Source organism: Cohnella sp. AR92 (assembly GCF_003990975.1).
In the GTDB taxonomy this organism is placed as follows: domain Bacteria; phylum Bacillota; class Bacilli; order Paenibacillales; family Paenibacillaceae; genus Cohnella.
The window spans coordinates 496,994-522,950 of sequence record NZ_RZJR01000002.1 but is presented as its reverse complement, the minus strand read 5'-3'; the positions used below and the strand labels follow the sequence as shown (position 1 = coordinate 522,950).

Here is a 25,957-nt window from a genome sequence, read left to right as displayed (position 1 = left end):
ACATTGGAACCATTGTTGCTATGGCCGGAAGGAGCGCCGCTGGCGCAAGGAAGCACGGACGAGGACTGCCCCGCGCTTTTCCCTTATCTTCTCGATGGAGATTCCCGCGCGGCCGTTATCGTGATTCCGGGCGGGGGCTACGTCATGCGGGCGGAAGACCACGAAGGGGATGCGATCGCCAGATGGCTGAATTCGATCGGCATCTCGGCTTTTAGGCTTCGCTATCGCGTCTCTCCTTATCGATATCCGAGCGCCTTGCTGGACGTTCAGCGGGCGATCCGCACGGTACGGGCGAACGCGGAGCGCTTCTCCGTCGATCCGAACCGGATCGGCGTTCTCGGGTTCTCGGCCGGAGGCCATCTCGCATCAACGGCGGCGACCCTGTTCGAAGAGGAGCTAGGCGTGCCGAAGGACGAGCTGGACCGGACGATCTCCGCCAGACCGGACCTCGCGATCCTGTGCTACCCGGTCATCACGCTGAAGGATCCGTATACGCACGAAGGCTCGCGTCTGCACCTGCTGGGCGAGAACCCGGACCCGGAGCAGGTCGAGTTCTTAAGCACGGAAAATCGGGTCACGGCGAAGACGCCACCGACGTTCCTGTGGCATACCGCGGAAGACGGTTACGTGCCTCCGGAGAACAGCCTCGCCTTCGCGGCCGCCTTAAGCCGCCACAAGGTGCCTTTCGATCTGCATATCTATCAGAAGGGCCATCACGGCGTCGGCTTGGGCGCGGATATCGAGCATACGAACGAGTGGTCGTCGGCTTGCGCTTCTTGGCTAAGAATGCAAGGGTTCGCGAGCAACGGTTAATCGGTTAAAGTTAAATAGCCTGCTAATCAATAGAAAGGCCCGACTCTTCGCGAAGTCGGGCCTTTCTATTATTTAACGGACCGGGTCCGGTACGTTTGGATTAGGCGTCAAAAAACGCGAAACAAAGACGCGGTAAGGAGAAGACTCCGGGATCAAGCCGGCAATCCGGGTCAGGCAAGCTCGTTGTTACGCAGTGAGACCGTCCCGCGTTGTGCGCGGCGGTCTTTTGACTAACCCGCCTCCAAAAGTCGACTCCGAAGCTCTGTTCATCTGTTCCGCTCTTTAAACTCCGTTCAATTGCAAACAAAAGAAAATTTTAACAATTGGATAATATTCGGCGGAAATTGACTTTACAAATGCTTCTTATAATGACGAATGTAAAGCGTTTGACAAGGGTTGGGAATGCAAGCGGATAGACCAATTTGAGAGACAAAGAAGGGTGACCGAGCCAATGGTGATGAGAAAAGCATTAGCAGCATCCGTAGTAGCCGCAGTCGTGGGAACGTCGATCGTCAGCGCAGCGTCGGCAGCTCCTGTCGCGAAGACAGTCGCAGCCGTCCAAGTGACGCAGTCGACCTTCGCGGTCAACGGCAACGCCGTCGCATTCCGCGTAGTGACGAAGAACGGCGAGACGCTCGTATCGGTTCGCGATCTGGCTCAATCGATCGGCGCGAACATCGCGGTACATAACGGCGCTCTTACGGTAACGCTGAACGGACATACGGTCGTCGTGAAGCTGAACGAGAAGCAGCTGACGGCTGACGGCGCGTCAGTAAGCCTGAAGCAGCCGATCCAGCTCGTGAACGGCTCGACCTACATCGCTCTTCGTCCTTTCATCGCGGGTCTGGGCGGAACGGTTGCTCTCAGCGACGGCCAAATCTCCGTGTCCACAGTGAAGCTGGTTGAAGGGGCAGAGAACCCTCGCTTCGTAAGCGCAAGCAAGCTGCTGGTGTCCACGGTTCAAGAATCCGGACGCACGGATTACCTGGTCGACACCAAGAACGGCAAGAGCGAAGTGCTGCTGACCTCCACCGACAAGTCGGATCTGGTCGTTGCTCCGAACGGCAAGAAAGCGATCTTCTCCGACAACGAAGGCCTGCTCTACCTGATCGATCTCTCGACGAAGGTCGTCAGCAAGCTCTCCAGTGACAATAACATCAAGCCCGAGCTTGTCTGGTCCCCGGACAGCGGCACGGTCTACTTCCTCCAGGGCGACAAGGGCTCCGTCATTGCCAAGATCAACGTCGCTACCGGCGAGATCGCGAAGATCCTGGACGACAAGGTGGATTATAAGTCCAGCCTGAACGTCTCCGCAGACGGATCGAAGTTCGTATATGCGGTCACGACGCTCGGCAAGGTAACGGCGGATTCGACGAATGTGGACGAAGACAAAGTCGACATCGATTACTCGGCGAACCAAATCCAACTCTTCTCCTTCGATTCCTCGGTCAAGGATGCCAAGCCGGTCCAACTGACGAAGGAAACCGACGACAAAGTGTTCATCTCTTCCGTCGACGGAGCAAGCGCAGCTTATGTCAGCATCGCGGACGAGAATGCCAACGCGGTTCTGGTAGGCGTAGCGGCAGACGGCGCGTCCAAGAATCTGTACAACGCGCATGACGTCATCGACACGGTGCTGTCCGGCGGCAAGCTCTACGTTCTGGCAGCGAACAGCGATACGGAGAACGGAATCTACGAGGTGTCCACGACTGGCGCCGCGACGCAGCTGTACACGGTATCGGCAGACGTCTCCGCCATCGTCGTATCGGAATCCGGCATCGCGGTCGTACGCGACGGCCAGATTCTCGTAAGAAACGGCAACGGCTGGACGGCAGTCACCAAGTAAGAGTTCGGTAAGCTAGCATTCGCAATTATTCATTCGCTCGACATGAGAGGAGTCTATTTTCCATGAAAAAATGGATCAAATCCCTTACCGCAGTCGCTCTTGCGGTATCCCTTATCGGCGGGGTCAGCTCGGCGGCTTCCGCGGCAAGCACCCTCAAAGGCAAGATCGTCATCAACGGCTCTTCCGCTCTGCTTCCGCTGACGCTTCAAGCGGCCAGCGAATTCAAGAGGCTCAACCCGAAGGTTAAAATCTCCGCTTCCGCAGCCGGCTCGATCACGGGTCCTCAAGCGGTACGCAAGGGCATCGCCGACATCGGCGCCGTCGACTGGGATGCTTCCATGGACGTTCCGGGCTTTAAGAAGTTCGACGGTCAAGTGGCGAACCCGGTAGCGGTTACGGTATTCACGGCTATCGCCAACACGAACGTCAAGGTGAACAGCCTGACGACGAAGCAGCTCCAAGACATCTTCTCCGGCAAAGTCACGAACTGGAAGGACGTAGGCGGAGATGACGCGGACATCGTCGTCGTCAACCGCAAGTTCGGTTCCGGCACGCGCGTTAACTTCCAGCTGAAGGCTCTGGAAGGCAAGGACTTCATGAGCAAGGGCGACAACTACAAGGAAGTCGGCTCCTCCGGCGACATGAAGACGACGATCGAAACGACGCCTAACGCGATCGGCTATATCGACCTTCCGTACGTCACGAGCAAGATGAAGGCGCTCAGCATCAACGGCGTAGCTCCGACCGAAGCGAATGTTCTGAACGGCAAGTACAAGGTTTGGGGCATCGGCTACTTCATGACGAAGGGCAAGCCGACGGGAGCAACGAAGGCGTTCATCGATTACATCCAAAGCAACACGTTCCAGAACGGTTCCCTGAAGAAGCTGAAGTTCATTCCGCTGGCTTCCGTCAAGAACCTGAAGTAATCCCTGATTCGCGCAGCCAATAATCAAAGAGACAGCCAGCTTCCGCGCCTCGGCGAAGAGAGCTGGCTTCTCCTTATGAGAGGAGATCATCTCTCGATGATCGAGATGAATTCGACTGTCCAGTCCGCTTCCGCGGAACTGGGCAAGAGCATTATGACAGGCTCCGGGCCGTCGTTCGACCGCAGAGCCCGGCTTAGATGGACGAATTCCGCGTTTCGGATCGCCTGCATCGCCGCCGCCGTGTTCGTGTGCCTGGTGCTGTTCGGCATTCTTTTCCTCATGTTCCGCACCGGCATTCTCACTTTCCAGGAAGTGAGCTTCAAGGAGTTCTTCTTCTCGACCGACTGGGATCCGGAGAACGGGCACTACGGCGCGCTGCTGTTCATTTTCGGAACCGTTGCCCTTACGGCGTTGACCCTCGTGATCTCCGTTCCGTTCTCGGTGCTGATCGCGATCTTCCTCGCCGAAGTGACCCCGAAGTGGCTTCGCAACCTGCTTCGTCCCGTGCTCGATCTTCTGGTCGGCATTCCATCCGTTGTCTACGGTTATCTGGGCCTCACGGTACTGATCCCTTGGCTTCGCGAGATCACCGGCCGGGACCTTGCCGACGGGCTGCTCGCCGCCGCGATCGTCCTGACCATCATGGTGCTTCCGACGATCAGCCGCATCAGCGACGACGCCATCACGGCCGTCCCGAAGAAGTATCGCGACGCTTCCTACGCGCTCGGCTCCAACCGCTTCCAGACGATCTTCCGCGTCGTGCTCCCTGCAGCCAGCCGGGGCATTCTGTACGCCGTCATTCTGGGCATGGCCCGCGCGATCGGCGAGACGATGGCCGTGGTCATGGTCATCGGCAACACGGCGCAGATCGCCGACGGTCTATTCAAGCCTACGGCCGTGCTGACGAGCAACATCGTCATGCAGATCTCCAGCGTCGAGTTCGATTCCACCTGGAACTACGCGCTCTATATGATGGGCTTCCTGCTGCTCGTCATTTCCTTGGTTATGATCGTGGCGGTTCGTTTCCTTCAGAAGAAAGGAGTCCGTGAATGATGAACGATACGTCCCGTTCCGACGCTTCCTATTCCTTCGGGAAGAGAAACGGCTCCTCGGCTGTATTCGACCGAATCTTCACCGCTCTTGTCTGGGGCATCGGCGTCCTCGTTATTCTTTTTATCGTCGGCCTTCTCTTCATGCTGCTCAAGAACGGCTTGCCTAAGCTGACCTGGAGCTTCCTCTACAGCATTCCGAGCGAGATCGAAGAAGGGGGCGGCATCGGTCCGGCCCTGTTCAATTCCTTCTATCTGCTTGCCATCTCGCTCATCATCTCGATTCCGATCGGCCTTGCCGCCGGCATCTACCTGGCGGAATTCGCTCCGAACAACAAGCTGATCGGCTTCGTTCGAATCTGCGTGGAAGGCTTGTCCTCGGTGCCGTCGATCATCTTCGGCCTGTTCGGGATCGCGCTGTTCGTCGAGACGTTCCACATCGGCCTCACCATTATCGGCGGGGCGATCAGCCTTGCGTTCCTCAATCTGCCGATGCTGACCCGGATCACGGAGGAATCGATCCGCGCGGTCCCGGTCGAGATGAAGAACGCGTCGTTCGCGTTGGGCTCTACGCATCTCCAGACGATCCGCAAGGTGCTCGTTCCCGTCGCGCTAAACGGCTTGATCACAGGAATCTGCTTGACCGCGGGACGCGCCTTCGGCGAGAGCGCCGTCATCATCCTGACGGCCGGCGTGACGACTTCCGGAGTCATGTGGGACTTCAACTTGACCTCGCCGGGCGAGACGCTTGCGGTCCATCTCTGGTACGTGCAATCCGAGGCGATCGTGCCGGATGCCCAGGAGATCGCGCAGAAGGCGACTTCCGTGCTGATCTTCATCGTGCTGATGATCAATCTGGTGTTCCGCGTGCCGCTGTGGCTGAATTCACGCAAGACCAAATAGCTAGCAACCACGGGAGGAATCTCTTTGAAGGCTCTTATTGAGATCGATAAGCTGAACCTGTTCTACGGAACGTTTCAAGCACTTAAGAATGTATCGATGGAAATTCCGCAGCGCGCGATCACGGCGTTCATCGGCCCGTCCGGCTGCGGGAAGTCCACTCTGCTGCGCACGCTCAACCGGATGAACGACATGATTCCGGGAACGAGAATCGAAGGCAAGATCGCGGTAGGAGGAACGGACATCTACTCCGGCGAAGTACACGTGGAGACGCTTCGCAAGAAGGTAGGCATGGTGTTCCAGCAGCCGAATCCTTTTCCCAAGTCGATCTATGACAACGTGGCCTACGGACCGAGGCTGCACGGCGTTCGCGGGAAGAAGCAGCTGGACGAGATCGTCGAATCGAGCCTTCGGGCGGCGGCGCTGTGGGATGAAGTGAAGGATCATCTGAAGAGATCCGCGCTCAGCATCTCGGGCGGCCAGCAGCAGCGTTTGTGCATCGCCCGCGCCTTGGCGGTCGAGCCGGACGTGCTGCTCATGGACGAAGCGACCTCGGCGCTCGATCCGATCTCCACGCTTAAGATCGAGGAGCTTGCGCAGGAGCTCAAGGACAAGTACACGATCGTCATGGTGACCCACAACATGCATCAAGCGGCCCGAGTGTCCCATCAGACCGTGTTTTTCCTGAACGGGGAAGTCGTTGAATATTCGGAGACCGAGAAGCTGTTCTCCGATCCGTCGGATCAGCGGACGGAAGACTATATCAGCGGAAGGTTCGGCTAAGCGAAGGCCGGACGGGAGAGGGGACTTGGCATGACGGTGAGAAGAGAGTTCGATCGCGGCCTGCAGGAGATGCAAGTTCTGCTGGGAGATATGGGCGGACGCGTAGAGAAAGCGCTGGTCGACGCGACGGATGCGCTGGTTAACCTTAACGCAATCAAGGCCAGAAGGATCGTGAAGGAGGACTTGGAGCTCAATCAGCTGGAGGAGCGGGTGACGGAGCTCGGTTCCCGGCTGATCGCGACCCAGCAGCCGGTGGCGAAGGATCTGCGCCGCATTCTGGCGGCTTTCAAGATCTCCTCGGACCTGGAAAGAATGGGAGACCTGTCCGTCGACGTCGCGAAGGTCGTCCTTCGGCTGGAAGGCCAGACGTTGATCAAGCCGTTGATCGATCTGCCGAGAATGGCGGACACGGTTCGCATGATGATCTCCGAATCGGTGCAATCGTACACGGACGAGAACGTCGATCTCGCGTACAAGATGGGCAAGGACGACGATCTGGTCGACGCGCTGTACAGCCAGATCATCCGCGAGCTGCTGACGATCATGGTCGAGAACCCGAAGACGATTCCGCAGGCGACGCTGCTCAGCTTCGTCGGCCGCTACTACGAGAGAATCGCCGACCACGCGACGAACATCGGCGAGAGCACCGTGTACTTGGTCACAGGTTCCCGCCCCGATCTGAATGCTTGAATAGATAGGTTGGATGACGAATAGGCGATATGGACTGGCTTGATTTGGATTGGATTGGCATGGAGGCCGCCCTTCGGGGCGGTCTTTTCGCATGGGAAAGATCACACCAGCGGAGCAAGCCTCGCTTGATGGAGCTTGCGATGCTTCTGCGGCGTACTGCCGAATAACGCTTTGAAAGACTTGTAAAAATGCCCCAGGTTGCCAAAGCCCGCTTCCAAGGCGATGTCGAGCACGCTCCGGTCCGAGTGGAGCAGCAGGTTCTCGGCGTATTGCAGCTTCGCCAGGTTCAAATAGGCTTGAGGAGTTTGATTTTCCCACTTCTTGAATAAACGGCACAAGTGAGCATGGGATTTGCCGGATAGCCGAACCATGGCCGGAAGACCCTCGAGGAAGCGTTCCGGGTTCTTCATTTCCGCGCAAAGATTCGCGAACCACTTTGGCTTGGCGTCATGCTCCGGCACGACGGAATGCATCAGGAAGCGACTGTACACTTCGGCGAGGACCGAGCGCAGCTCCGTACGAAAACGTTGTTTCTCCTGTTGCGGTATCCGAATCAGTTTCTCCAGCCGTTCTTGCAGCATCCGCTTTTCTTGACGGGACAGCTGAACGGTGATGGGATCCGGGCTATCGAGAAACGCATCCTTAGGAAATCCCTCGCCGAGGTAGGCGAATAGTTCCGTCAACGTATGCTCGTAAAAAGAGAGATTGATCAGCCGGCAATCGTTACCCGGAAGTTGTTCGTAATAATGAATATCATGGGGGCGCATGAACACGAGCGCGCCTTCCCTTATCGTTTCCTTGTTCCCGTTTACGCAGTGGTTAGCGGCACCTTCCACGATCAGGAAAAATTCATAGAAGTCATGGGTGTGAATCCCCGACGTATTCCCAATGCCGGAGATATCCCGGTAGTGGCCTTCCGCTTCCGGGTCGATTCCGAGCTCCGCTCTAAGCAAGGAGATATCCATTGGAAAGGTTCGCCTCCCTTTGACATCAAAATACCATATTTCAAAGCAAGGCGATAGAAGAATATTCGTATTATTTTCAAGAAAAATCCGTTCGCTTTTAGAAGAGATGCAAAAATAGCGTAGTCCTATGTGAAAAAACGAGAAGATGGCAGGGTTTGTCAATGGTAGAATAAGCGCTATCAAACCATGACTGCCAAGGGGATGAAATCTATGCTATTGGTCCAGAAGAGAGAGCAATTCGATTTGAACATGCGCGTTTACGAAAGCGCAAAGCTTGCTTTTCGCGGCGTGGACGGGTTCGACGTCTACAACGTATCCGTTCCGTTCCATTGGCAAGGGAAGGATTATATCTTCGGCCGGGTAGAACGGCGCGAGGAATGGGCGCGTTCATGGGTTCGGCTGTTCGAGAAGACCGGGCAGGATGAGTGGTCGCTTGTGCCCGGCTCGATGATCTATCAATTGGAGGACCCGTATGTAAGCATTATCGGAGAGACGCTGGTCATGGGCGGTACGCATGTGAGATACAAGCAGGGCCATGTGGACACGTACTTCGGTTACTTCTATCGGGGCACGAACGTGCACGACCTGTATTATTTCACGACCGGTCCCGAGTATATGAAAGATATCCGGCTGGTCGAGATGGATGGCGGACGTATCGGCGTATTCTCCAGGCCGCGGGGCGAAGACGTGCGCAAAAGGTACGGGAGCGAATCCATGATCGGCTTTACTATCATTGATAGCCTCGACGAGTTAACGGCGGAGACGGTCGAGAATGCGCCCTACATTCCGAACCTGTTCGGAAAAGACGAATGGGGGGGCTGCAATCAAGCTTACTATTTGGATAGCGGCAAGATAGGCGTCATAGGCCACATCTGCTATAAAACCATCGGAAAGGACGGCCTATTGAAGCAGGTCTACATGAACCTTTCCTTCGTTCTGGACGTGGACAAGCATGAAGCTTTGGATCAGCGAATCATCGGTACTCGCTCCAGCTATCCGGATGGCCCGGCCAAGAAAACGGATTTGACCGATTGCGCATTCACCTCCGGCATCGTCATGCGCGATGACGGAAAATGCGATCTGTACAGCGGTATCGGAGATACGGAAGCCGGTAGAATCGTGATCGATTATCCTTTCGAGGGACATGGGCGGATCGTATCCAGGATGTAGCGCCTGACGGCGAAAGACGAGGGGGATGACAAGATGTTGTGGACATTGGAGAAACTGGAGCAGCGCATCCACGAATTGAAGAAATACCGGTATCGGGATACGGTGGAGCTGGGGGGATGGGCCTTTGCAGAGGACAAAGAACAGAGGATCGGCGCCTATCCTTCTGCTATCGCTGCGGATAGGTTCGTCTCGAGGGGAGACCGCTGGAAAGGCAGGGACTTGTATATCTGGCTGAGCCGTAAAGTCGCAATCCCGCAAGAATGGGACGGGCGGACAATCTGCGGCCTGTTCGACTTCGGCAAGACGGGAGCGGGAAACAACTCGGGATTCGAGTCGTTGCTGTTTATCAACGGCAAGCCCTATCAAGGCGTAGATTCCAACCATCAGGAAGTCTTTCTCCACGCGGGGCTTGCCGGGACGGAGGTTGAGCTTGTTTTCCGGCTTTGGTCGGGTCTGGAAGGGGGCGGAGAGCCTGTACTGCAAGAGCACGAATTCAAGCAAGCGGCTCTCGCCTGCCTGGACATGCGGGTGGACCATGCATTCTATTCGGCCAAAGCCATACTGGAGAGCGTAAAAGTGCTGTCCGAGGATAGGCCGGAACGTCAGCAATTGACGAAAGCTCTGGATCGCGCTTTCCGTTTGATCGATTGGTCGAGAGCGGGATCCGAGGCGTTCTACGAATCGGTCTATCAGGCGGAAGCGCTGCTCTCGGATGAAATGCGGCGTTTGAAGCGGGAGCATGCCCATCCGGTAACGGTTAGCTGCATCGGCCATACCCATATCGATGTTGCCTGGTTATGGCGCTTGTCGCATACCCGGGAGAAAGCGGCGCGCTCGTTCTCGACCGTGCTGCGGCTGATGGAGTTGTATCCGGAGTATGTTTTCCTCCAATCGCAGCCCCAGCTCTATTCTTATATGAAGTCGGATTATCCGGAGATCTATCGGCAAATCAAAGAGCGAGTGGCTGAAGGGCGTTGGGAAGCGGGCGGCGCGATGTGGCTCGAGGCGGACTGCAACTTGACGAGCGGGGAGTCGCTGGTTCGTCAAATCCTCTACGGAACCCGATTCTTCCGGGAAGAATTCGGCGTGGAATGCAGCTATCTCTGGTTGCCGGATGTGTTCGGATACAGCTGGGCGTTGCCGCAAATCTTGCTTAAGTCCGGCATCGACACGATGATGACGACCAAGATCAGTTGGAATCAATATAATCGCATGCCGCATGACACGTTCCGCTGGCGGGGCATCGACGGATCCGAAGTGCTTACTCACTTCATCACGACTCCGGAGGGGCCGGGCTCTCAGGCTTGGTATTATACTTATAACGGCTTAACGGAGCCTTTCGCGGTGAAAGGAATATGGGATACATACCGGGATAAGGGGCTTAATCAAGAATTGCTGCTTGCCTACGGATACGGCGACGGCGGAGGCGGCGTTAATCGCGACATGCTGGAAATGCGCCGAAGGCTGGAGGATATGCCGGGCATTCCGAGGGCCGTACCGGGCCGGGCGGATCAATACTTCGAACGGCTGCATGAAACGGTGGCAAGCACGGATCAGTACGTTCATACGTGGGATGGAGAATTGTATTTGGAATTCCATCGGGGCACGTATACGAGCCAAGCCCATAATAAGAGGATGAACCGAAAGTTAGAACTGCTTTACCGAGAGGCGGAGTGGATGAGCGTCTTGCATGCGGCCGTTGCCGGCGGCTGGAACGCTTATCCGGTCTCCAGCTTGGCGGAAGGCTGGCGCATCCTGCTGCGCAATCAGTTCCACGATATTATTCCGGGCTCGTCGATCGCGGAAGTCTATGCGGATTCCCGCGCCGAATACGACGAAGCGGAGAGATGCGGCCAGAACAACCTAACTCTAGCGGCATCCGCTTTGGCTTCTCCCGTCAAAGACGGTTCGTCCGTCGTTACCGTCTACAACGGAGCTTCCTACGAGCGCGAGGATCTTGTTACGGTTTCGGGGGGCGCGTTCGGGGCTGACGGCGCGTGGTTAGACGAGGAGGGCAGAGAGCTGCCGGCTCAGCGGACAGCAGGAGAGTGGAAGGTCCGGGTCAAGGGGATTCCCGCATTCGGCTGCCGATCGATTCGTTTCGGCCAGGGCGAGCAGGCGCCGCGGGAGAGCTGCTTTGACGTTCGGGCTGCAGGAGTGTCCACGCCTCATTACGAGATTGACTGGAACGAAGAAGGACAACTAACGTCCATCTACGACAAGGCTGCGGATCGGCAGGTGCTTGCGGTTGGCGAACGGGGCAACGTGCTGCAGGTGTTTGAAGATAAGCCGAAGATGTTCGACGCATGGGACATCGACATTTATTACCAAGAGAAATTACGGGAAGTGAAAGACCTTCTTTCGGTAGAATGGATCGCGAACGGTCCGCTATTGGCCACGGCAAGATTTACTTGGACGTACATGGATTCCACGATCGTTCAGGATCTCACCGTGTATGCGGATAGCCGCAGAATCGACTTCGCGACCAAAGTCAATTGGCAAGAAAGGCAGCAGCTGCTGAAGGCGGCTTTCCCGGTAGACGTCCGATCCACCGAGGCTACCTACGATATCCAGTTCGGCAACGTAAAACGTCCAACGCATTGGAATACAAGCTGGGACTTCGCCCGGTTCGAGACGGTTGGCCATCAATGGGCCGATCTGTCCGAGTACGGGTACGGGGTCAGTCTCCTGAACGATTGCAAATACGGCTACGATATCAAGGACAATGTCATGCGCCTTTCCTTGATTAAATCCGCCATCTACCCGGATCCGAATGCCGATTTGGGCATGCACGAATTCGTCTACTCCTTGTACCCGCATTCGGGAGATTGGGTCAAGGCGCAAACCGTGCGAGAGGCTTGGGAGTTAAACAGTCCGTTGCACTGCGCTCATGGACCGTCATCGGCATCGGGCAAATCGCTGTTCCGGGTCGACTGCGGCAACGCCATGGTGGATGCGGTGAAGAAAGCGGAAGACGCCGAAGCGATCGTTGTCCGACTCCATGAGTTTACGGGCGCGCGAAGCAAGGTTCGCCTGACGAGCGATTACGGAATTGCGACTTGGCAGGAATGCGATTTGCTGGAACGACCGTTGGAAGAGGAGCGAAGAGAACCCGAGATTCGTTTCGAGCTAAAGCCATATGAGATCAAGACCTTCCTAATAACGTTGGGGTAAATGGATAAACCAGCAGCATAAGGGGCGGCAGCTAATGGATATCAAGAAAAAATGGAAACTCTATCTGATCCATCATACGCATACGGATATTGGCTATACCGACAGGCAGGAGAAGATCGAGCGGTATCATGCCCAATTTTTGAATCAGGCCGTTAAGCTGCAAAAGGAAAAGGAAGGGTTCAAATGGGTGTGCGAGACGTTTTGGGCGGTCGAACGTTTTTTGCAGCTGGCGAGCGCCGAACAAGTAGAGGCTTTCGAAGAGGCCGTCCAAGCGGGGAACATCGAGCTCACGGCCAATTATTTGAATTTGACCGAGCTCGCCGATTATGAACTGATGCTTCCGGCCGTGCGCCGAGCCGCCGCTTATGGCCGGAGCCTCGGCATTGAGATGAGAAGCGCCATGGCCGCGGATATCAACGGGTTTCGATTGGATAATGCCAAAGCGTTGATGGAGAACGGCGTGGAGAATTTGTTCTTCTGCGTGCACACTCATCATGGCATGTACCCGGCCAGACGCAAGCAATATCCGTTCTGGTGGGAGACGGAGCCTCATCGTCGTCTGCTTGTTTGGAATTCCGAGCATTACATGCTGGGGAACGATCTCGGTCTCGTTCCGAAAGGCATACAGTCTTATTTGATCGATGACGAATACAATCCGCCCATGATTACGGAGAACGAGGAGCAAATCAGATATGAACGGGTGACCCGGTATCTCGGCCAACTGGAAGCGGAAGGGTACCCCTTCGACTTTGTACCGATCCCCTTGTCCGGGCTCGTGACGGACAATGCGCCCCCGAACGGAGCTATCGTCGATTTGGTCCGCGACTGGAACGATAAGCACGGGGAACGGATACATCTGGAAATGGCGACTCTGCATTCCTTCTTCGGTAACGTTCGGAGCGAAGCCGGCGAAATTCCCGTCTACCGCGGGGAATGGCCGGATTGGTGGTCGGACGGCTATGCCAGCACGCCGGAATCGACGCGGTTGTTCCGACAGGGTCAGCGTAACCTGCAGTTAGCGGGCTTGCTTCAGGAGGAAGACGGCGGCAATAGGGAATTGCGGGACAAAGCGGCTTATCAACTGATGATGTACGCGGAACATACGTGGGGACACTCCGCCTCGGTCGCAGAACCGTTCAGTCAATTGTCCAATGCGATGCTTGCAAGAAAACAATCGTACGCTGCGGAAGGGGCGCGGCTGTCCTGCATTCTGCTGGATGATTTGTATGAGCGTATGGGGGAAACGGAGCTTTACCCGTGGAGACCTCTTCGATACAAAATCGTCAATCCGTACCCGGAGGATGCGGAGGACTTCGCTCAGCTGCTAGTGGATAGCTGGGAGATCGGGCTGTTGGAGAAAGGGATTCGAGTTATCGATACCGCTACCGGAGAAGAGCTGAAGCATCAATTCATCCACGTAAGCAGAGGCCGAATCATCATGGTTCCGTTGCGCATTAAAGCGAACGGACAGCGCATATTGGCGATAGAGCCGGTTGAACGGACTCGGCCTAGGACGATCTCCAGCTTCACGTTCAGCGGCAGCGATGGGGTGACCGATGTTCGACCGTTGCCCGAAGAAGAGGCCATGCGGCCGTCAATCGTTCTGACGGAGCATTCTTTGGAAACTCCGTATTTGAGAATCAAGTGGAAGCAGGGCGTTGGCATTATATCCTGGTTCGACAAGGAGAACGGCCGGGAGCTTATTCGCCCCGAAGCCGAACATACCGCATTCGCCCCGGTATATGAGATCTCGCCTTCTGCCTCCCCCGAGGCTCAGGCGAACATACGCAGAGCCATGGGGCGCAATCGCAAAGGCATGAACGTAAGAAGATCCGTCGGCCGATTGATCCAGGCGAAGCCGCTTTTTCAAGGAGACGTTCTCGCATGCGTAGAGCTGGTCTACGAGACGCCGGGTATGAGATATTATTCGGCGATGCTGACAGCCAACGCGGATATGCGCCGCGTAGACGTTGCCTTGCGAATTCAGAAGGATTGCGTCTGGGATCCTGAGAATGTGTATATTTCTTTGCCGTTCGAGGCCGAGCGTTCGGAGCATAACGAGCTGTGGCTGGATAAAGGCTGTCGACCGATGAGGCCATGGGAAGATCAGATATGGGGGACGGGAACCGACTTCTATACCGTTCAGCATGGCGTTGTCGTTAAAGGCGCCAGCCAGAGCGTCATCATCTCCATGCCCGATACCCCGCTGGTTCAAGTCGGATCTCTGGAGTACGAAGAGAGGCTGCTTAGCGGGCATCCCGAACTGGCGTCGAGACAGCCCAACCTATACACGTGGTTAATGACCAATTACTGGGAGACTAACTTTAAAGCAAGCCTGGAAGGATTCTATGAATTTAAATATTCCGTCGCATGGGGGAACGAGTGGCCCGAACTCGATCAGGCACTGGCCAAATGCCGTATGATGGGAACCGGGATCGTCAGTTTGAGAACCGATCGCGACGGATAGGTCCCCCCGCCTCAGGCAGCCCCGATTCATAGGACGCAAGAAGCCGTTTCGCGATTATGCGATACGGCTCTTATCGTTTAGGGAAGTCTATGGTACTATTGATTTTCGGCATTTTACTAGAATAGTTCATTTTTCAAAACGATCTATAAGAATCGAACTTCATTTACGCGGAGAATCGTTTAATCTTAAATGTATGATTTCCTTTCAATAGGCAGCCGTTTTATGTAAACGCTTTATTCTTGCGGGATGACACAGGGGGAGAAATATGAAGCGTTGGACAGATAAAATCCGGTTGAATTCCTTGTTCGCTAAGTTCTTTTTATCTTTTGTCGTATTGCTTGCCGTAGTTGCCTTAACGATCACCGCGCTGCTATCCCAGGCTTTCTCCAACGGAGCGGCCGAGCAGATTAACGAGATCTCCGAGAAAAGACTGGATCAGAGCAGAAGCCTGTTCGAGATCCTGCTCGACCAAGCCCGGCAGCTCACGCTTCAGCTGTCGCTGGACAACGATCTGATCCAGATCATGAATAGCCCGGATACGAGAGGGGATTATTTTCTCTACAACGCGACGTTGAGGAAATTAAACGACCTGTTGCTAACGAACAAGAATATCGATTCCATTACCTTATACAACAGTCACGACCGCGCTCTTGTCGGAACAGACCGGGACAAGGCGAGAGCCGAGGCGGATACGATCCAGTGGTTAACGGAGAAGGAGACCGTTCAGAACTTGGGCCGCGCGGTTCCTCGAACGCTCCGAGTGGAAGGAGCGGAGGAAGCGGGCAAGAGGGTTTATACGTTCTTCTACTACGACCGCAATTACGAGAGCCGCGAGATCGTTAGCGCCATCATCCTGAATATTACGCTGGATAGCATCGCCAACCGGCAGAACGAAGAGAATAACGGCGACCGCGTTCTCATTCTGGACGAGCAAGGACGTGTCGTCTTCTCGCCCGAGCCAAGCGAATTTCTAAGCGATCTCGCCGAGACGCCTTACATCAAGAGAGTCTTACATTCCGATACGAACGGAAGCTTCACGGATTCGAGCGACGGTAGGAAAATGCTGGTCTCCTATACCCATTCCGAGCAGCTTGGGTGGTACTTTGTCTCCGCGATTCCGTACAATGTGGCCAATGAGCAAATCTCCCACATCCGGCGAACGGCTGTCTGGACCTGTCTGATTCTGCTCCTCCTGTCTCTTGGGGTTTCCGCCGTGTTAAGCGGGATGCTCTCTTCGCCTCTAAACAAGCTGGCTCGGAAAGTGCTCGATTCCAAGCTCGATACCGGATTCGCGCCGGAGAAGAATCTGAGCGAGATGGAGATCTTGGCTCGGTTCTATGCCAGCATTACGGAGAAATACGAGAGGCTCGAAGCCAAGGACCGAAGCTCCCATCTATCCGTGAAGAACGAGTATCTGAAGGAGCTGCTGCATGGCATCCGGGTACCGGAGCCGGGAGATGCCAGGCACTACCGGTTGAACGTAGATCCGGCCGGGGAAGCTCCAATGCGAGTGGCGGTTCTGAAGCTCGATGGCATTCAGGAGTTATTATTGAAGTCGGATTCGATCGTCCCTACGGTTCCGGCCGTTATATCCGACTTTGCGGAGCAGGTTCTGCGGACGAGGCTGGCTTGCGATATCGTTAAGGTCGACCAAGAAGTCGTCGCCTTGCTTGAAGGAAGCCATGGAGGTCAATCGATTCCCGACCCGACCTTGGAGGCGTTGCGCTTATTGCAGCAAGAGGTGACTCGCACCTATGGCGTCACGCTCACGATAGGCTTAGGCCAACCGGCCTGCAGAGGACATGAGATCGGCGAATCGTATTTGACCGCGAAGGAGGCTGCATTGTACCGGCTCGTTCACGGCAAGGGACAGATTCTCTTCTATGAGGAGGTCATGTCGAAGGTTAACGACGACTTCGATTATCCTTATGATAAACAGAAAGCTCTGCTGGAGGCGATCAAGGCGGCGAAGGAAGAGAAGGCGGAAGCGGCCGTCGCCGACGTGTTCAACGAGATTCGGAATGCGTCCTATACGACGATTCGGTCCGCGATCTCGTACTTGCTGTTCTCGGTTTATGCCGCGAGCTCTCCCAGCTCTTCCATGTCGGCGACATCCGCTGACTTTATCGAGACATTAGGATCGCTAGAGAGAATGGAATCCCTGCAGCTCGTGGAGGAATGGTTCGCCAGGCAGGTGACGGAGACGATACAGAGATCGAAGGAGAACAAGAAGAATCCGAAGTCCGGCCTGGCGGAAGAGATCGCTTCCTTCCTGGAAGAGCAATGCGGGAATCCCGAGTTGTCGATCGAATGGGTAGCCGAACGGTTCCATTACAATGGCATTTACTTTGGCCGATTGTTCAAGGAATTGTTTAACCGGACGTTCCTGGAGTACGTCACGGAGCTTCGTCTCCGACAGGCGAACGATTATCTGACGAATACGAAGCTTACGGTGAAGGAGATCGGGGAGAGGGTGGGGTTCCTGAACGCTTCCTACTTCGTCACCTGGTACAAGAAGCATATGGGCATGGCTCCGACCGAGTATCGGAAGCATGCGAGCAAGAGCGACGGCGCCCTTTGATTCGGGGGCGTCGTTCTCGTGCTGGAATGCTAAGAGGTTTGAAAAGCTGTGATCGGCGCCAGAGCAGCTTTTATGCGGCTTTGAACCTACGCAAATAGAAACGATATTGCTTTTTCTAACTTGTCGGGTATTTATGAAAGCGCTACATTGGAGTCCGTAAGCCAACGAAGACGAAGCTAAAAGAAAGGGGGGCATAACGTGAGGAGAACCGTACGCTTCATAGCGACCGATCTCGTCAAGAACAAATTCCTTTATTTGTTGGCCATGCCGGGACTGCTTTATTTCGTGCTCTTTTGTTATTTGCCTATGACGGGGGTAATCGTCGCGTTCAAAGAATATCGCCTTGACTTGGGGATCTTCGGCAGTCCGTTTAACGGATTGGACAACTTTCGATTCCTGACGGTCGATACGGCATCGGTTCTGAGAGTTATCTTCAACACGTTATTCTTGAATGCGCTGTTCATCGGCATCGGCACCGTTCTGGCGGTCCTTACCGCGGTGCTGGTGAACGAAATCAGGCTGGTTATCTTCAAGAAAATCACGCAATCGCTCGTTATTTTACCGAATTTTATCTCCTGGATTATCGTCTCCGTATTCGCCTACAACTTCCTGAACACGGACTCCGGCATTCTGAACGGCTGGTTGCAGGGTCTGGGCTTCAGCCCGGTCAACTGGTACAACTCGGCCGGATTGTGGCCGGGTATTCTGGTCGTACTGTACGTGTGGAAGACGGTCGGGTTTAACAGCATCATCTACCTTGCGGCGATCGCGGGAATCGACCCGGAGCAATATGAATCCGCTTCGTTAGACGGCGCGAGCAAGATACGGCAGATGTGGCACATTACCATTCCCGGCATCTCCAAGACGATTATCATCTTGCTTCTTCTGGCCATCGGCCGGATTTTCTACGGGGACTTCGGGATGATCTACGGCCTTGTCGGCGACAACAGCCTGCTGTTCTCTACGACGGACGTTATCGACACCTACGTATTCCGTGCGCTTCGCACCTTGAACGACGTAGGGATGTCATCCGCGACAGGGCTGATGCAGTCCGTCATCGGGTTCGTACTCGTCTTCTCGGTTAACGCAGCCGTGCGGAGATACGACAAGGATTCCGCTCTGTTCTAGAAGACGAATACGGGAAAGGAGGATTGCCAGCAGATGAAACACTATTCGACAGCCGATAAACTCGTTGTAGGTTTTGCCTATGTCTACATGCTCGTGTTCGTCATTGTCGCCATCATTCCGTTCATGACGATCATCTCGACATCGTTGACGAACGAGCAGTACATTCGGGCGAACGGCTTCGATCTATTCCCTCACGACTTGTCGCTGGCGGCTTACAAGTTCGTGCTGGGGAGAGGCTCGACCATTCTGAACGCTTATCGGGTGACGGTAATCGTGACCGTAGTCGGAACGTTAATAAGCATGGTGTTAACGACGATGATGGCATTCGCTTTATCGAGAAAAGAATGGAGAATGGCCGGCCCGATCTCGTTTCTCGTCTACTTTACGATGCTGTTCAACGGGGGTCTCGTGCCTTGGTACATCGTTACGACGAAGTATTTGCACCTGTACGACCAGTTGCTCGCGCTAATGCTTCCCTATGCGGTTAACGCGTTTAATCTCCTGATCATGAGAAGCTTCATCTCCACCGTCGACAACGGGATATTCGAAGCCGCCAAGATCGACGGGGCGAACGATGCCCAGTTGTTGGTCCGAATCGCATTGCCGCTAATACTGCCCGGACTCGCGACGATCTGTTTGTTCTATGCGATCAGTTATTGGAACGACTGGTGGCTGGGGCTTATGCTCGTGAGCGACCGCGACCTGTATCCGCTCCAGATGGTCATTCGGAGCATTACATCCAATATCTCTTACGCGGCGTCCAATGCGGCGAATTCATCCATAGCCGCCGCGGCTATTCCCAAAGAAGGCGTTAAGATGGCGACGACGGTACTTACGATCGGCCCGATCATCCTGCTGTATCCGTTCTTGCAGCGTTATTTCGTTAAGGGGCTGACGCTCGGCAGCGTGAAGGGTTGAGCAGAGCTTCGATGACGACTTCGTAACTTCGTATACAATCTGCAAAGATCTGTATAAATAGGCCTTATCATAAAAAGGGAGGAACAAGCATGCGTAATTCGATTAGAAAAACGATGGGGATCTCTCTCACAAGCCTTCTGCTTGTAGGGTTGGCGAGCGCTTGCGGTTCGAACAAGGATCAGTCGGAGGGCCAAGAGAGCTCGCCGGCAGCTAGCGGAAGCAGCTCGCCTTCGGCGCAAGCAAGCGGGAAGAACGATTCCGAGAAGCTGCCGGTCGTGACGCTGAACATTGTCTATCCTGGCGATGCTCAGCCCGATCAAGACAGGGTGACGGCAGAACTGGAGAAGAAGCTGGCGGAAGACGGAGTCAACGTGAAGCTGAAGTATCAATACATTCCGTGGGGCGATTACTTCCAGAAGCTGCCCGTCATGCTGACCGCCGGCGAACAAGTGGACATCATGTGGACGGAGCCGGCTCTTCTGGGCACGTTGGTCAAGTCGAACTCGATCGCCCCGCTGGACGAGGCATTGTCCAAGCATGGTCAAGCCATCACGTCCGCTCTCGATGAGAAATACTGGCCGCCGGTTACGGTAAACGGCAAGAAATACGGCGTTCCGGCTGGCGCGCTAGGGACGACGAAAGGCTACTATACGGCCACGCTCCGCAAAGACTTGCGCGAGAAGTACGGGTTGCCGGAAGTAAAAACGCTGGACGATCTGCTTGCCTACGCGGAAGCGGTGAAGAAGAACAATCCGGAGATGATCGTCTTTAACGAACCGCCGGCTGAATTCCGCCGAGGCGAAGTCGTTCAGAGCACCGTTTCTGACGGCATCGTATTCAATTACGCCACGCTTAAGGCGGAAGCGAAATACGATCGTCCTCAGACGTTGGAGGATGCCCGTTTTAGCCGGATGCTGTACCAGAAAGGGTACATTGACAAGGATGTCATGGTCGGCCGGGATATCCGTGCAGACTTTAACTCCGGCAAGGCCGCTATCGGCGGGGGAGACGTGTACGAGTACAATAACTATTACCGCAACATTGCCGTAGAAGGCGCGGCAGTCGAATTCGTGAAGATTCCGCTCACGACGGAGCCTTACATGCCTACGACGACCTGGAACTTCCAAAGCGTCGCGTCGTCGTCGAAGAACATCGACAGAGCGATCATGTTCTTGAACTGGATTCAGGAGAACGAAGAGAACTACGATATGATGACGAATGGCGTGAAGGGAACGCATTACGACGTTAAGGACGGCAAGATCGTAACGCCGGAAGGCGCAGACGCTTCGAAGATCGGGTACGCGCCGCCGGAATGGATGTGGCAGAATCCGAAGTTCCTGAAACCGAAGGCATCCGATGCTCCAGATTTCATGGAGCAGCTCCAGAACTTCGACAAAGACACGAAGTTGTTCAGTCCGATCATGGGCTTTAACTTCGATCAAACTCCGGTCAAAACCGAGCTTGCCGCGATGAGCACCATCGAGAATAAGTACAAGTACGGCATTGCGGCGGGGGTACTGGATCCGGAAACGGCCGTGCCGCAATACAGCAAGGAACTGAAGAAGGCCGGACTCGACAAGGTTATCGGGGAGTTCCAGAAACAAGCGGACGCGTTCCTGGCAGCCAACAAGTAACGAGACTAGTAGCAAGTAACGAATACCAGTTGGAAAGCCCTCTTATCGAGGGCTTTTTACCTACAGCATCATCGGCGGTCTAATAATGGTCAATACCCAATAGGAGGCGATTCATTCCATGAGCAAGAACCGATTTATCCTGTTAACCGGCCTGCTATCCGTGTTCTTGGCGAGTGCTCCGGCATATGCGAACTTCAGCGCGCAATATGTGGCGGAGAGTAATTCTTCAATTATCGTTCATCCCGGCGAGACGGGGCATTTCTGGGTCGATCTGAAGAATACGGGCAGCGACGCGTGGCTGTTCGGCTGGCCGAGCAACGAAGTCGTTCTGGCTAATACGGACAGCACCTACGCCAATGAGACAGGCTCGATCTTCACCGGCTACGACAAATGGCTTCAATACAACCGTCCTGCCGCTCCCAACTATTCCGGCATCGCGACAGGCGGCACGGGAAGATTCGAATTCAGCTTCACCGGACAGGAGGAGATCGGGACAAGCCGGGTGTACTTGCGTCCCGTCAAGGCAGACGGTACCTTCCTGAACAATCTGGGTTTGTGGTTCGACGTGAACGTCGTGCCCTATCCTTCCTTCGCTCTGACTTCGGGCACGGTTTCTTCCAATCAGGTCTCGCTGAGTTGGGCGAAGTATACCGGGAGCAACTTCGGTTCGTACAAGGTTTACAAGTTCCCGAAGACGTATCCGGCCTTAAGAACGTACGCAGGCGGCGATTGGAGCAAGAACTTCCAATACCTTCCCCAGATGCATCCTTATTATCTGGATTCGACGATCACGAATGTGAATGCGCTTACTTATTCTAGTACGCTGGAAACCGAGAAATCCTATGTCTACATGGTCGACGTAGTCGACGCGAACGGCAACACCGTTGCGAGATCCAATCAGTAGGACGTACGGAACGTGTCGTCTTACTTGGTTAAGCCACAGGAGAGAGGCCAACGAATCTATTACGACCCGCAGTTGGGAGATTACCGCAATACGGAGACCCGGGGTTATATCGAGAGCAGCATGAGATGGAGCACCGATTCCGCGGAGATGCTGTTGGGCCTGCAGGCGCTGCCTCAGACGTATGCGCTCGGCATGACTCAGAACCTGGCGAACTTCGTCAAAGAAAGCATGCCGAGGGGATTGCCCACGCATCGATGGTCGGACTTCCGGTACGGTCAAGGGCAGAGCGTCTATGTGGACCCGCAGCTCAAGTTCGACAATGGTATCTACCTCGTAACCGGCGACCTGTCGGTTCCTAGGATCACATTCAAGGAGAGCACTTACGGCTCCAATCCGCTCGGCGCGCTTCGGTTCGCCTATGGCTATGACGGGCTTACGCCGATAGAAGTCTCGAATCCGACGACGAAGTCCGTTACCTTCGATCCGGCTACGAATTCGATGGTTGTCGAGTTTACCAAGGACGAGAACCGGGTGCACGTGTACTTCAAAGTGACGATTCACGGCGGTGTCGCCGAGGTGGAAGGCTCGATTACGCCAACGAGCGGCTCGATCGCCAACCCGAGGCTGATCGTAAAGGCCGTTAATAACGACGGAATTGGCAATCCGACATTCTTCGGCTCAGTCAAGCAATGGGGGAGCCAAGCGTGGCTTCTGTATGACGACGGCAAGGGCTTCGTGCGGGGAGAAGACCTGGCGAAGAACAATCCCAGCCGTTTCGAGGGAATCCTGCAATCGAACGGCAGCTCTTACTTCAAGTATAACGGTACCTTGACTCAAGGAACGAAGTGGAGCGAGTATCTGGAGAAGGTAAGGTTCGGCTCCCATATGCTTGGCGGGACGGCGGACAGCTATGAACCGACGGAGTACAATTCCGCGAAGTACGATAATTATCTATTCGGCAGACTGATGAACTACGGCTATCCGGTGATGGGGCTAGCCTCCTGGAGTGCCAGTCATCCGACGGATACCGATGCCAGAGCGGTCTTAAACAACGCTATCGCCATCATGTACCGGAATATGAACGATTACACGAATCATAATTGGTCCTCCTACGAAGACATAACGAACGGTTCCTTGTACTACGGCGAATTCGGTCCGTTGTTGTATGGTCTGTCGGTCATGGCCGATGTGGACAGCACGACGACGATTGCCGGCAAGACATACGCGCAATTGGCTCAGTTCGTGTATGACAAATTCCCGGCGGCAGCGACCAGCTTGTTCGCGAACGATAATGACGGGCTGGGGAATGCCATATACGGCATCCGGAAGTTCAAAGGCGCGATCGATGCCAAGGCCGCCGAATATGAGACGCACCTGCAAGACATTAATGAAAGCAATAACAAAGGCTACTACACGACGAAGACCTACTTGGCCTATAACAATAAGCAAAGTCCCAAAGCCTTGAATGCATTAAGCCATTTCTTGCAGCTTCCACAGTGGGATACGAACGATGCGCTGGTTATTCGCAACGAGCTCGGGTACGCGGGAATGGGGGAATCCCAGGCGTGGGGAGAGCTTCTGTTCCGAGATCTCGAGCAAAACTACGGGGGAGTATATCCTATTCTGATCGGCACGAATTCGCGTCATAGCTATCAGAATATCAATCTTACGAGCATGAACTGGAATGCGGCTTCACGAACGTTGAGCATGGGCTTCGATCAGTCCTTCGAGGAGCTGGATATTTATACGGGCGCTGCCGCATTGGCTAACGTCAAGATCAACGGCGCAACGCTGACAGCGGGCATGGACTACACGTTCGACGCGACTACCCATATCCTGAGAATTGCCAAGACAAGCACAGCCGGAACCAATTACACGGTGTCCGTAACCGTTCTCTAGCCAAGAAGTAACGAGAGGAACAAATCTGAATAAAACAGGCGACACCCTCCGCGAAATTCCGGAGAGGGTGTCGCCTCTTCACGTTTACTCCTCGCAGAACAGCGAGACGAACTCGATTCCGGACTCCGAGATGCGGACAAGGCCCTTGTCGGAGATGCGGAGAGTCGGGATGACGACGAGCGCGAGCAGCGACAGCGTCATGAAGGCGTAATTCAGCGTGCATCCGGCGGAGACGAGCGCACGGCTAATGGAGGCCGATTGCTCGGCGGCAACCTCGAACGGTTCCGCGGACATGAGTCCGGCGATGCGGAGCGGGAAGGAGGTCGTCTCCTCCCGCGTGACGACGGCCGTGCCGCCTTGCATGCGGATGACCTCGTTCGCGGCCTGCGCCATGAGCTCGTCCGAATTGCCGATGATGAGAACGTTGTGGCTGTCGTGCGCGACCGTCATCGCGATGGCGGCAGGCTTCGTGAAGCCGATGTTCGCTACGAGGCCGACCGAGCGGTTGCCGGTCTCCTTGTGGCGCTCCAGGACGGCGATCTTGCACAAGCCGCTGTCCGGCGTCGGCGCGAGAAGCGAGTTCGCGACCGGCACCTTGAGCTTGAGCTCCGGCGTCTCGACGTGGTTCTCCACGACTTGGATGACGCGCACGAGCGCTTCGCCCGATGCGACGGGAGCCGCTATCTCGAAAGCCGAGGCCGTGATATCCGGCTTCAGGCGCACCGAATTGAGCACCTTCTCCGGGTAGGCGTACCGAGGCAATTCGATCGCCATCTTGCCGTTCTCCGCGACGACCTGTCCGGCCGCGATCGTCATCGCGACGTTCACGTCGGCGAGCTGCCCGTCGAGCAGCAGAATATCGGCGAAGCTGCCCGGCGTGATCGAGCCGACATCGCGCGCGACGCCGAAGCGCTCCGCCGTGTTGATCGTCGCCATCTGGATGGCGACGATCGGCTTCACGCCTTGAAGGATGGCGTCTCTGACGACGAAGTTCATATGCCCTTCGTCGCGGATCGATTCCGAGCTACGGTCGTCCGTGACGAGCATCATGCGCCGGGTATCGATGCCGTGCTCGGTATGCGCGCGAATCGTGTTCGCCACGTCGTGCCAAGCGGAGCCGCGGCGCATCTTGGCATACATACCGAGCCGAATGCGCTCGATGACATCCTCGGGAGTGACGCATTCGTGGTCGCCGCTAACGCCGCTGGCCGCGTACGCCGGGAGCCGCCAATCGCTCGACGGCCATGTGAAGTGGCCGTCTGCGATGCGGCCCGCCTTCAGCGTCTCCTTCAGGATCGCCGTCATCTTCGAATCCCCGTAGACGACGCCCGGGAAGTTCATTACTTCGCCCAGGCCGATCATGTCCGGCCCCCAGCCGAACGCTTCGGCGACGTCCGCCGGTTCGACCGAGGAGCCGGTCGTCTCGAATTCGGAGCCGGCGGCCGGCACGCAGGAAGCTACCTGCATGTAAGAGGCAAGAGGAGTCTGAAGACCTTCTTCTCGCATCAGCTTGATCCCTTCGATGCCGAACACGTTCGCCATCTCGTGCGGATCGAAGAACCCGCCGGTCGTCCCGAGCGGCAGCACCGCTCTCGCGAACTCCGTCACGGTAAGCTGCGTGCTCTCGATATGGGCATGCCCGTCGAGCAGCCCCGGCGCCATGAATTTGCCTTTGGCGTCGATAACCTTCGTCTCGGGGCCGATGAGGTGCGAGACATCCTTGCCGACGTAGGCGATGCGAGAGCCTTGCACGGCAACGGACATGCCGGGAAGCAATTCGCCGGAGACGACGTTCACGAGAGTTCCGTTCTGTACGACAAGAGAAGCCTTGCTGTCTCCCCTGGCGGTAGACACAAGGCTCTCGAAACATTCGGATAAAGGCGGTCTAGAAAATAACATGTCGATTCCACACTCCAATTCGCAAGTCAATACTCCTAGTATCCCATCTCGTACCGCTTTTGCGCAAACGGAATGTGAACTAGCTTGCTACTGAAGGGTGGGAATAGCCTCGCGCGCAAATGGGCAGCAGCTACCCAAATTCAGCCTCATGTCGGCCGGATCGCACGCAAATGGGCAGCAGCTATCCAAATCCGGCCTCATGCTGGCAAGA

General features: G+C 55.4%; 18 protein-coding genes. 16 read left to right on the top strand and 2 right to left on the bottom strand.

Features of this window, described 5'->3' with window-relative positions; translation table 11 throughout:
- Positions 1–3 precede the first annotated feature (3 nt).
- The 7 genes from ELR57_RS04660 (at position 4) to phoU (ending at position 7,007) form a co-directional block, all read left to right on the top strand.
- Entirely contained in the window at positions 4–813 is an 810-nt protein-coding gene (locus ELR57_RS04660) for an alpha/beta hydrolase (RefSeq protein WP_126957720.1), read from the top strand.
- 451 nt (positions 814–1,264) lie between these two features.
- Positions 1,265–2,659, top strand: a complete 1,395-nt coding sequence (locus tag ELR57_RS04655; RefSeq protein ID WP_126957718.1) for a stalk domain-containing protein — start codon at positions 1,265–1,267, stop codon at positions 2,657–2,659.
- Positions 2,660–2,721: 62 nt separating this feature from the next.
- Positions 2,722–3,585, top strand: coding sequence for a phosphate ABC transporter substrate-binding protein (locus tag ELR57_RS04650; RefSeq protein WP_126957716.1), 864 nt, complete (start codon positions 2,722–2,724; stop codon positions 3,583–3,585).
- Between the two features lie 96 nt (positions 3,586–3,681).
- Positions 3,682–4,638 carry a phosphate ABC transporter permease subunit PstC gene (gene pstC / locus ELR57_RS04645; protein WP_126957714.1) on the top strand — a complete coding sequence of 319 codons (957 nt, stop codon included), beginning with the start codon at positions 3,682–3,684 and terminating at the stop codon, positions 4,636–4,638.
- Entirely contained in the window at positions 4,635–5,537 is a 903-nt protein-coding gene (gene pstA / locus ELR57_RS04640; protein ID WP_370452203.1) for a phosphate ABC transporter permease PstA, read from the top strand. The genes pstC and pstA overlap by 4 nt, the downstream gene beginning before the upstream one ends.
- A gap of 24 nt (positions 5,538–5,561) precedes the next feature.
- Positions 5,562–6,317: a phosphate ABC transporter ATP-binding protein PstB gene (pstB, locus tag ELR57_RS04635; protein WP_126957712.1), complete on the top strand. Its 756-nt coding sequence runs from the start codon at positions 5,562–5,564 to the stop codon at positions 6,315–6,317.
- Positions 6,318–6,347: 30 nt separating this feature from the next.
- Entirely contained in the window at positions 6,348–7,007 is a 660-nt protein-coding gene (gene phoU / locus ELR57_RS04630) for a phosphate signaling complex protein PhoU (RefSeq protein ID WP_126957710.1), read from the top strand.
- Positions 7,008–7,108: 101 nt separating this feature from the next.
- On the opposite strand, the gene ELR57_RS04625 is transcribed toward phoU, so the two are convergent.
- Positions 7,109–7,972 (bottom strand): helix-turn-helix domain-containing protein, encoded by an 864-nt coding sequence (locus ELR57_RS04625; protein ID WP_126957708.1) that lies wholly within the window; start codon positions 7,970–7,972, stop codon positions 7,109–7,111.
- A gap of 210 nt (positions 7,973–8,182) precedes the next feature.
- Here ELR57_RS04625 and ELR57_RS04620 point away from each other — a divergent pair, with 210 nt between their 5' ends.
- The 9 genes from ELR57_RS04620 (at position 8,183) to ELR57_RS04580 (ending at position 23,847) form a co-directional block, all read left to right on the top strand.
- Positions 8,183–9,142 carry a DUF1861 family protein gene (locus tag ELR57_RS04620; protein ID WP_126957707.1) on the top strand — a complete coding sequence of 320 codons (960 nt, stop codon included), beginning with the start codon at positions 8,183–8,185 and terminating at the stop codon, positions 9,140–9,142.
- A 33-nt stretch (positions 9,143–9,175) separates the two neighbouring features.
- Positions 9,176–12,316, top strand: coding sequence for an alpha-mannosidase (locus tag ELR57_RS04615; protein ID WP_126957706.1), 3,141 nt, complete (start codon positions 9,176–9,178; stop codon positions 12,314–12,316).
- Between the two features lie 34 nt (positions 12,317–12,350).
- Positions 12,351–14,783 (top strand): glycoside hydrolase family 38 N-terminal domain-containing protein, encoded by a 2,433-nt coding sequence (locus ELR57_RS04610; protein WP_126957705.1) that lies wholly within the window; start codon positions 12,351–12,353, stop codon positions 14,781–14,783.
- A 265-nt stretch (positions 14,784–15,048) separates the two neighbouring features.
- The gene (locus tag ELR57_RS04605; RefSeq protein ID WP_126957704.1) at positions 15,049–17,364 is read left to right on the top strand and encodes a helix-turn-helix domain-containing protein; all 2,316 of its coding nucleotides are present in this window, start codon (positions 15,049–15,051) and stop codon (positions 17,362–17,364) included.
- A gap of 198 nt (positions 17,365–17,562) precedes the next feature.
- On the top strand, positions 17,563–18,492 hold the full coding sequence (locus ELR57_RS04600) for an ABC transporter permease (protein ID WP_126957703.1): 930 nt from the start codon (positions 17,563–17,565) through the stop codon (positions 18,490–18,492).
- Positions 18,493–18,525: 33 nt separating this feature from the next.
- Complete coding sequence (locus ELR57_RS04595; RefSeq protein ID WP_126957702.1) at positions 18,526–19,410, top strand: carbohydrate ABC transporter permease; 885 nt, start codon at positions 18,526–18,528, stop codon at positions 19,408–19,410.
- 89 nt (positions 19,411–19,499) lie between these two features.
- Positions 19,500–21,044 carry an extracellular solute-binding protein gene (locus ELR57_RS04590; RefSeq protein ID WP_126957701.1) on the top strand — a complete coding sequence of 515 codons (1,545 nt, stop codon included), beginning with the start codon at positions 19,500–19,502 and terminating at the stop codon, positions 21,042–21,044.
- 118 nt (positions 21,045–21,162) lie between these two features.
- Positions 21,163–21,948 carry a hypothetical protein gene (locus tag ELR57_RS04585; RefSeq protein ID WP_126957700.1) on the top strand — a complete coding sequence of 262 codons (786 nt, stop codon included), beginning with the start codon at positions 21,163–21,165 and terminating at the stop codon, positions 21,946–21,948.
- Between the two features lie 12 nt (positions 21,949–21,960).
- Positions 21,961–23,847, top strand: a complete 1,887-nt coding sequence (locus ELR57_RS04580) for a hypothetical protein (RefSeq protein WP_126957698.1) — start codon at positions 21,961–21,963, stop codon at positions 23,845–23,847.
- An 84-nt stretch (positions 23,848–23,931) separates the two neighbouring features.
- On the opposite strand, the gene ELR57_RS04575 is transcribed toward ELR57_RS04580, so the two are convergent.
- Entirely contained in the window at positions 23,932–25,746 is a 1,815-nt protein-coding gene (locus tag ELR57_RS04575; RefSeq protein WP_126957696.1) for an adenine deaminase, read from the bottom strand.
- Positions 25,747–25,957 lie beyond the last annotated feature (211 nt).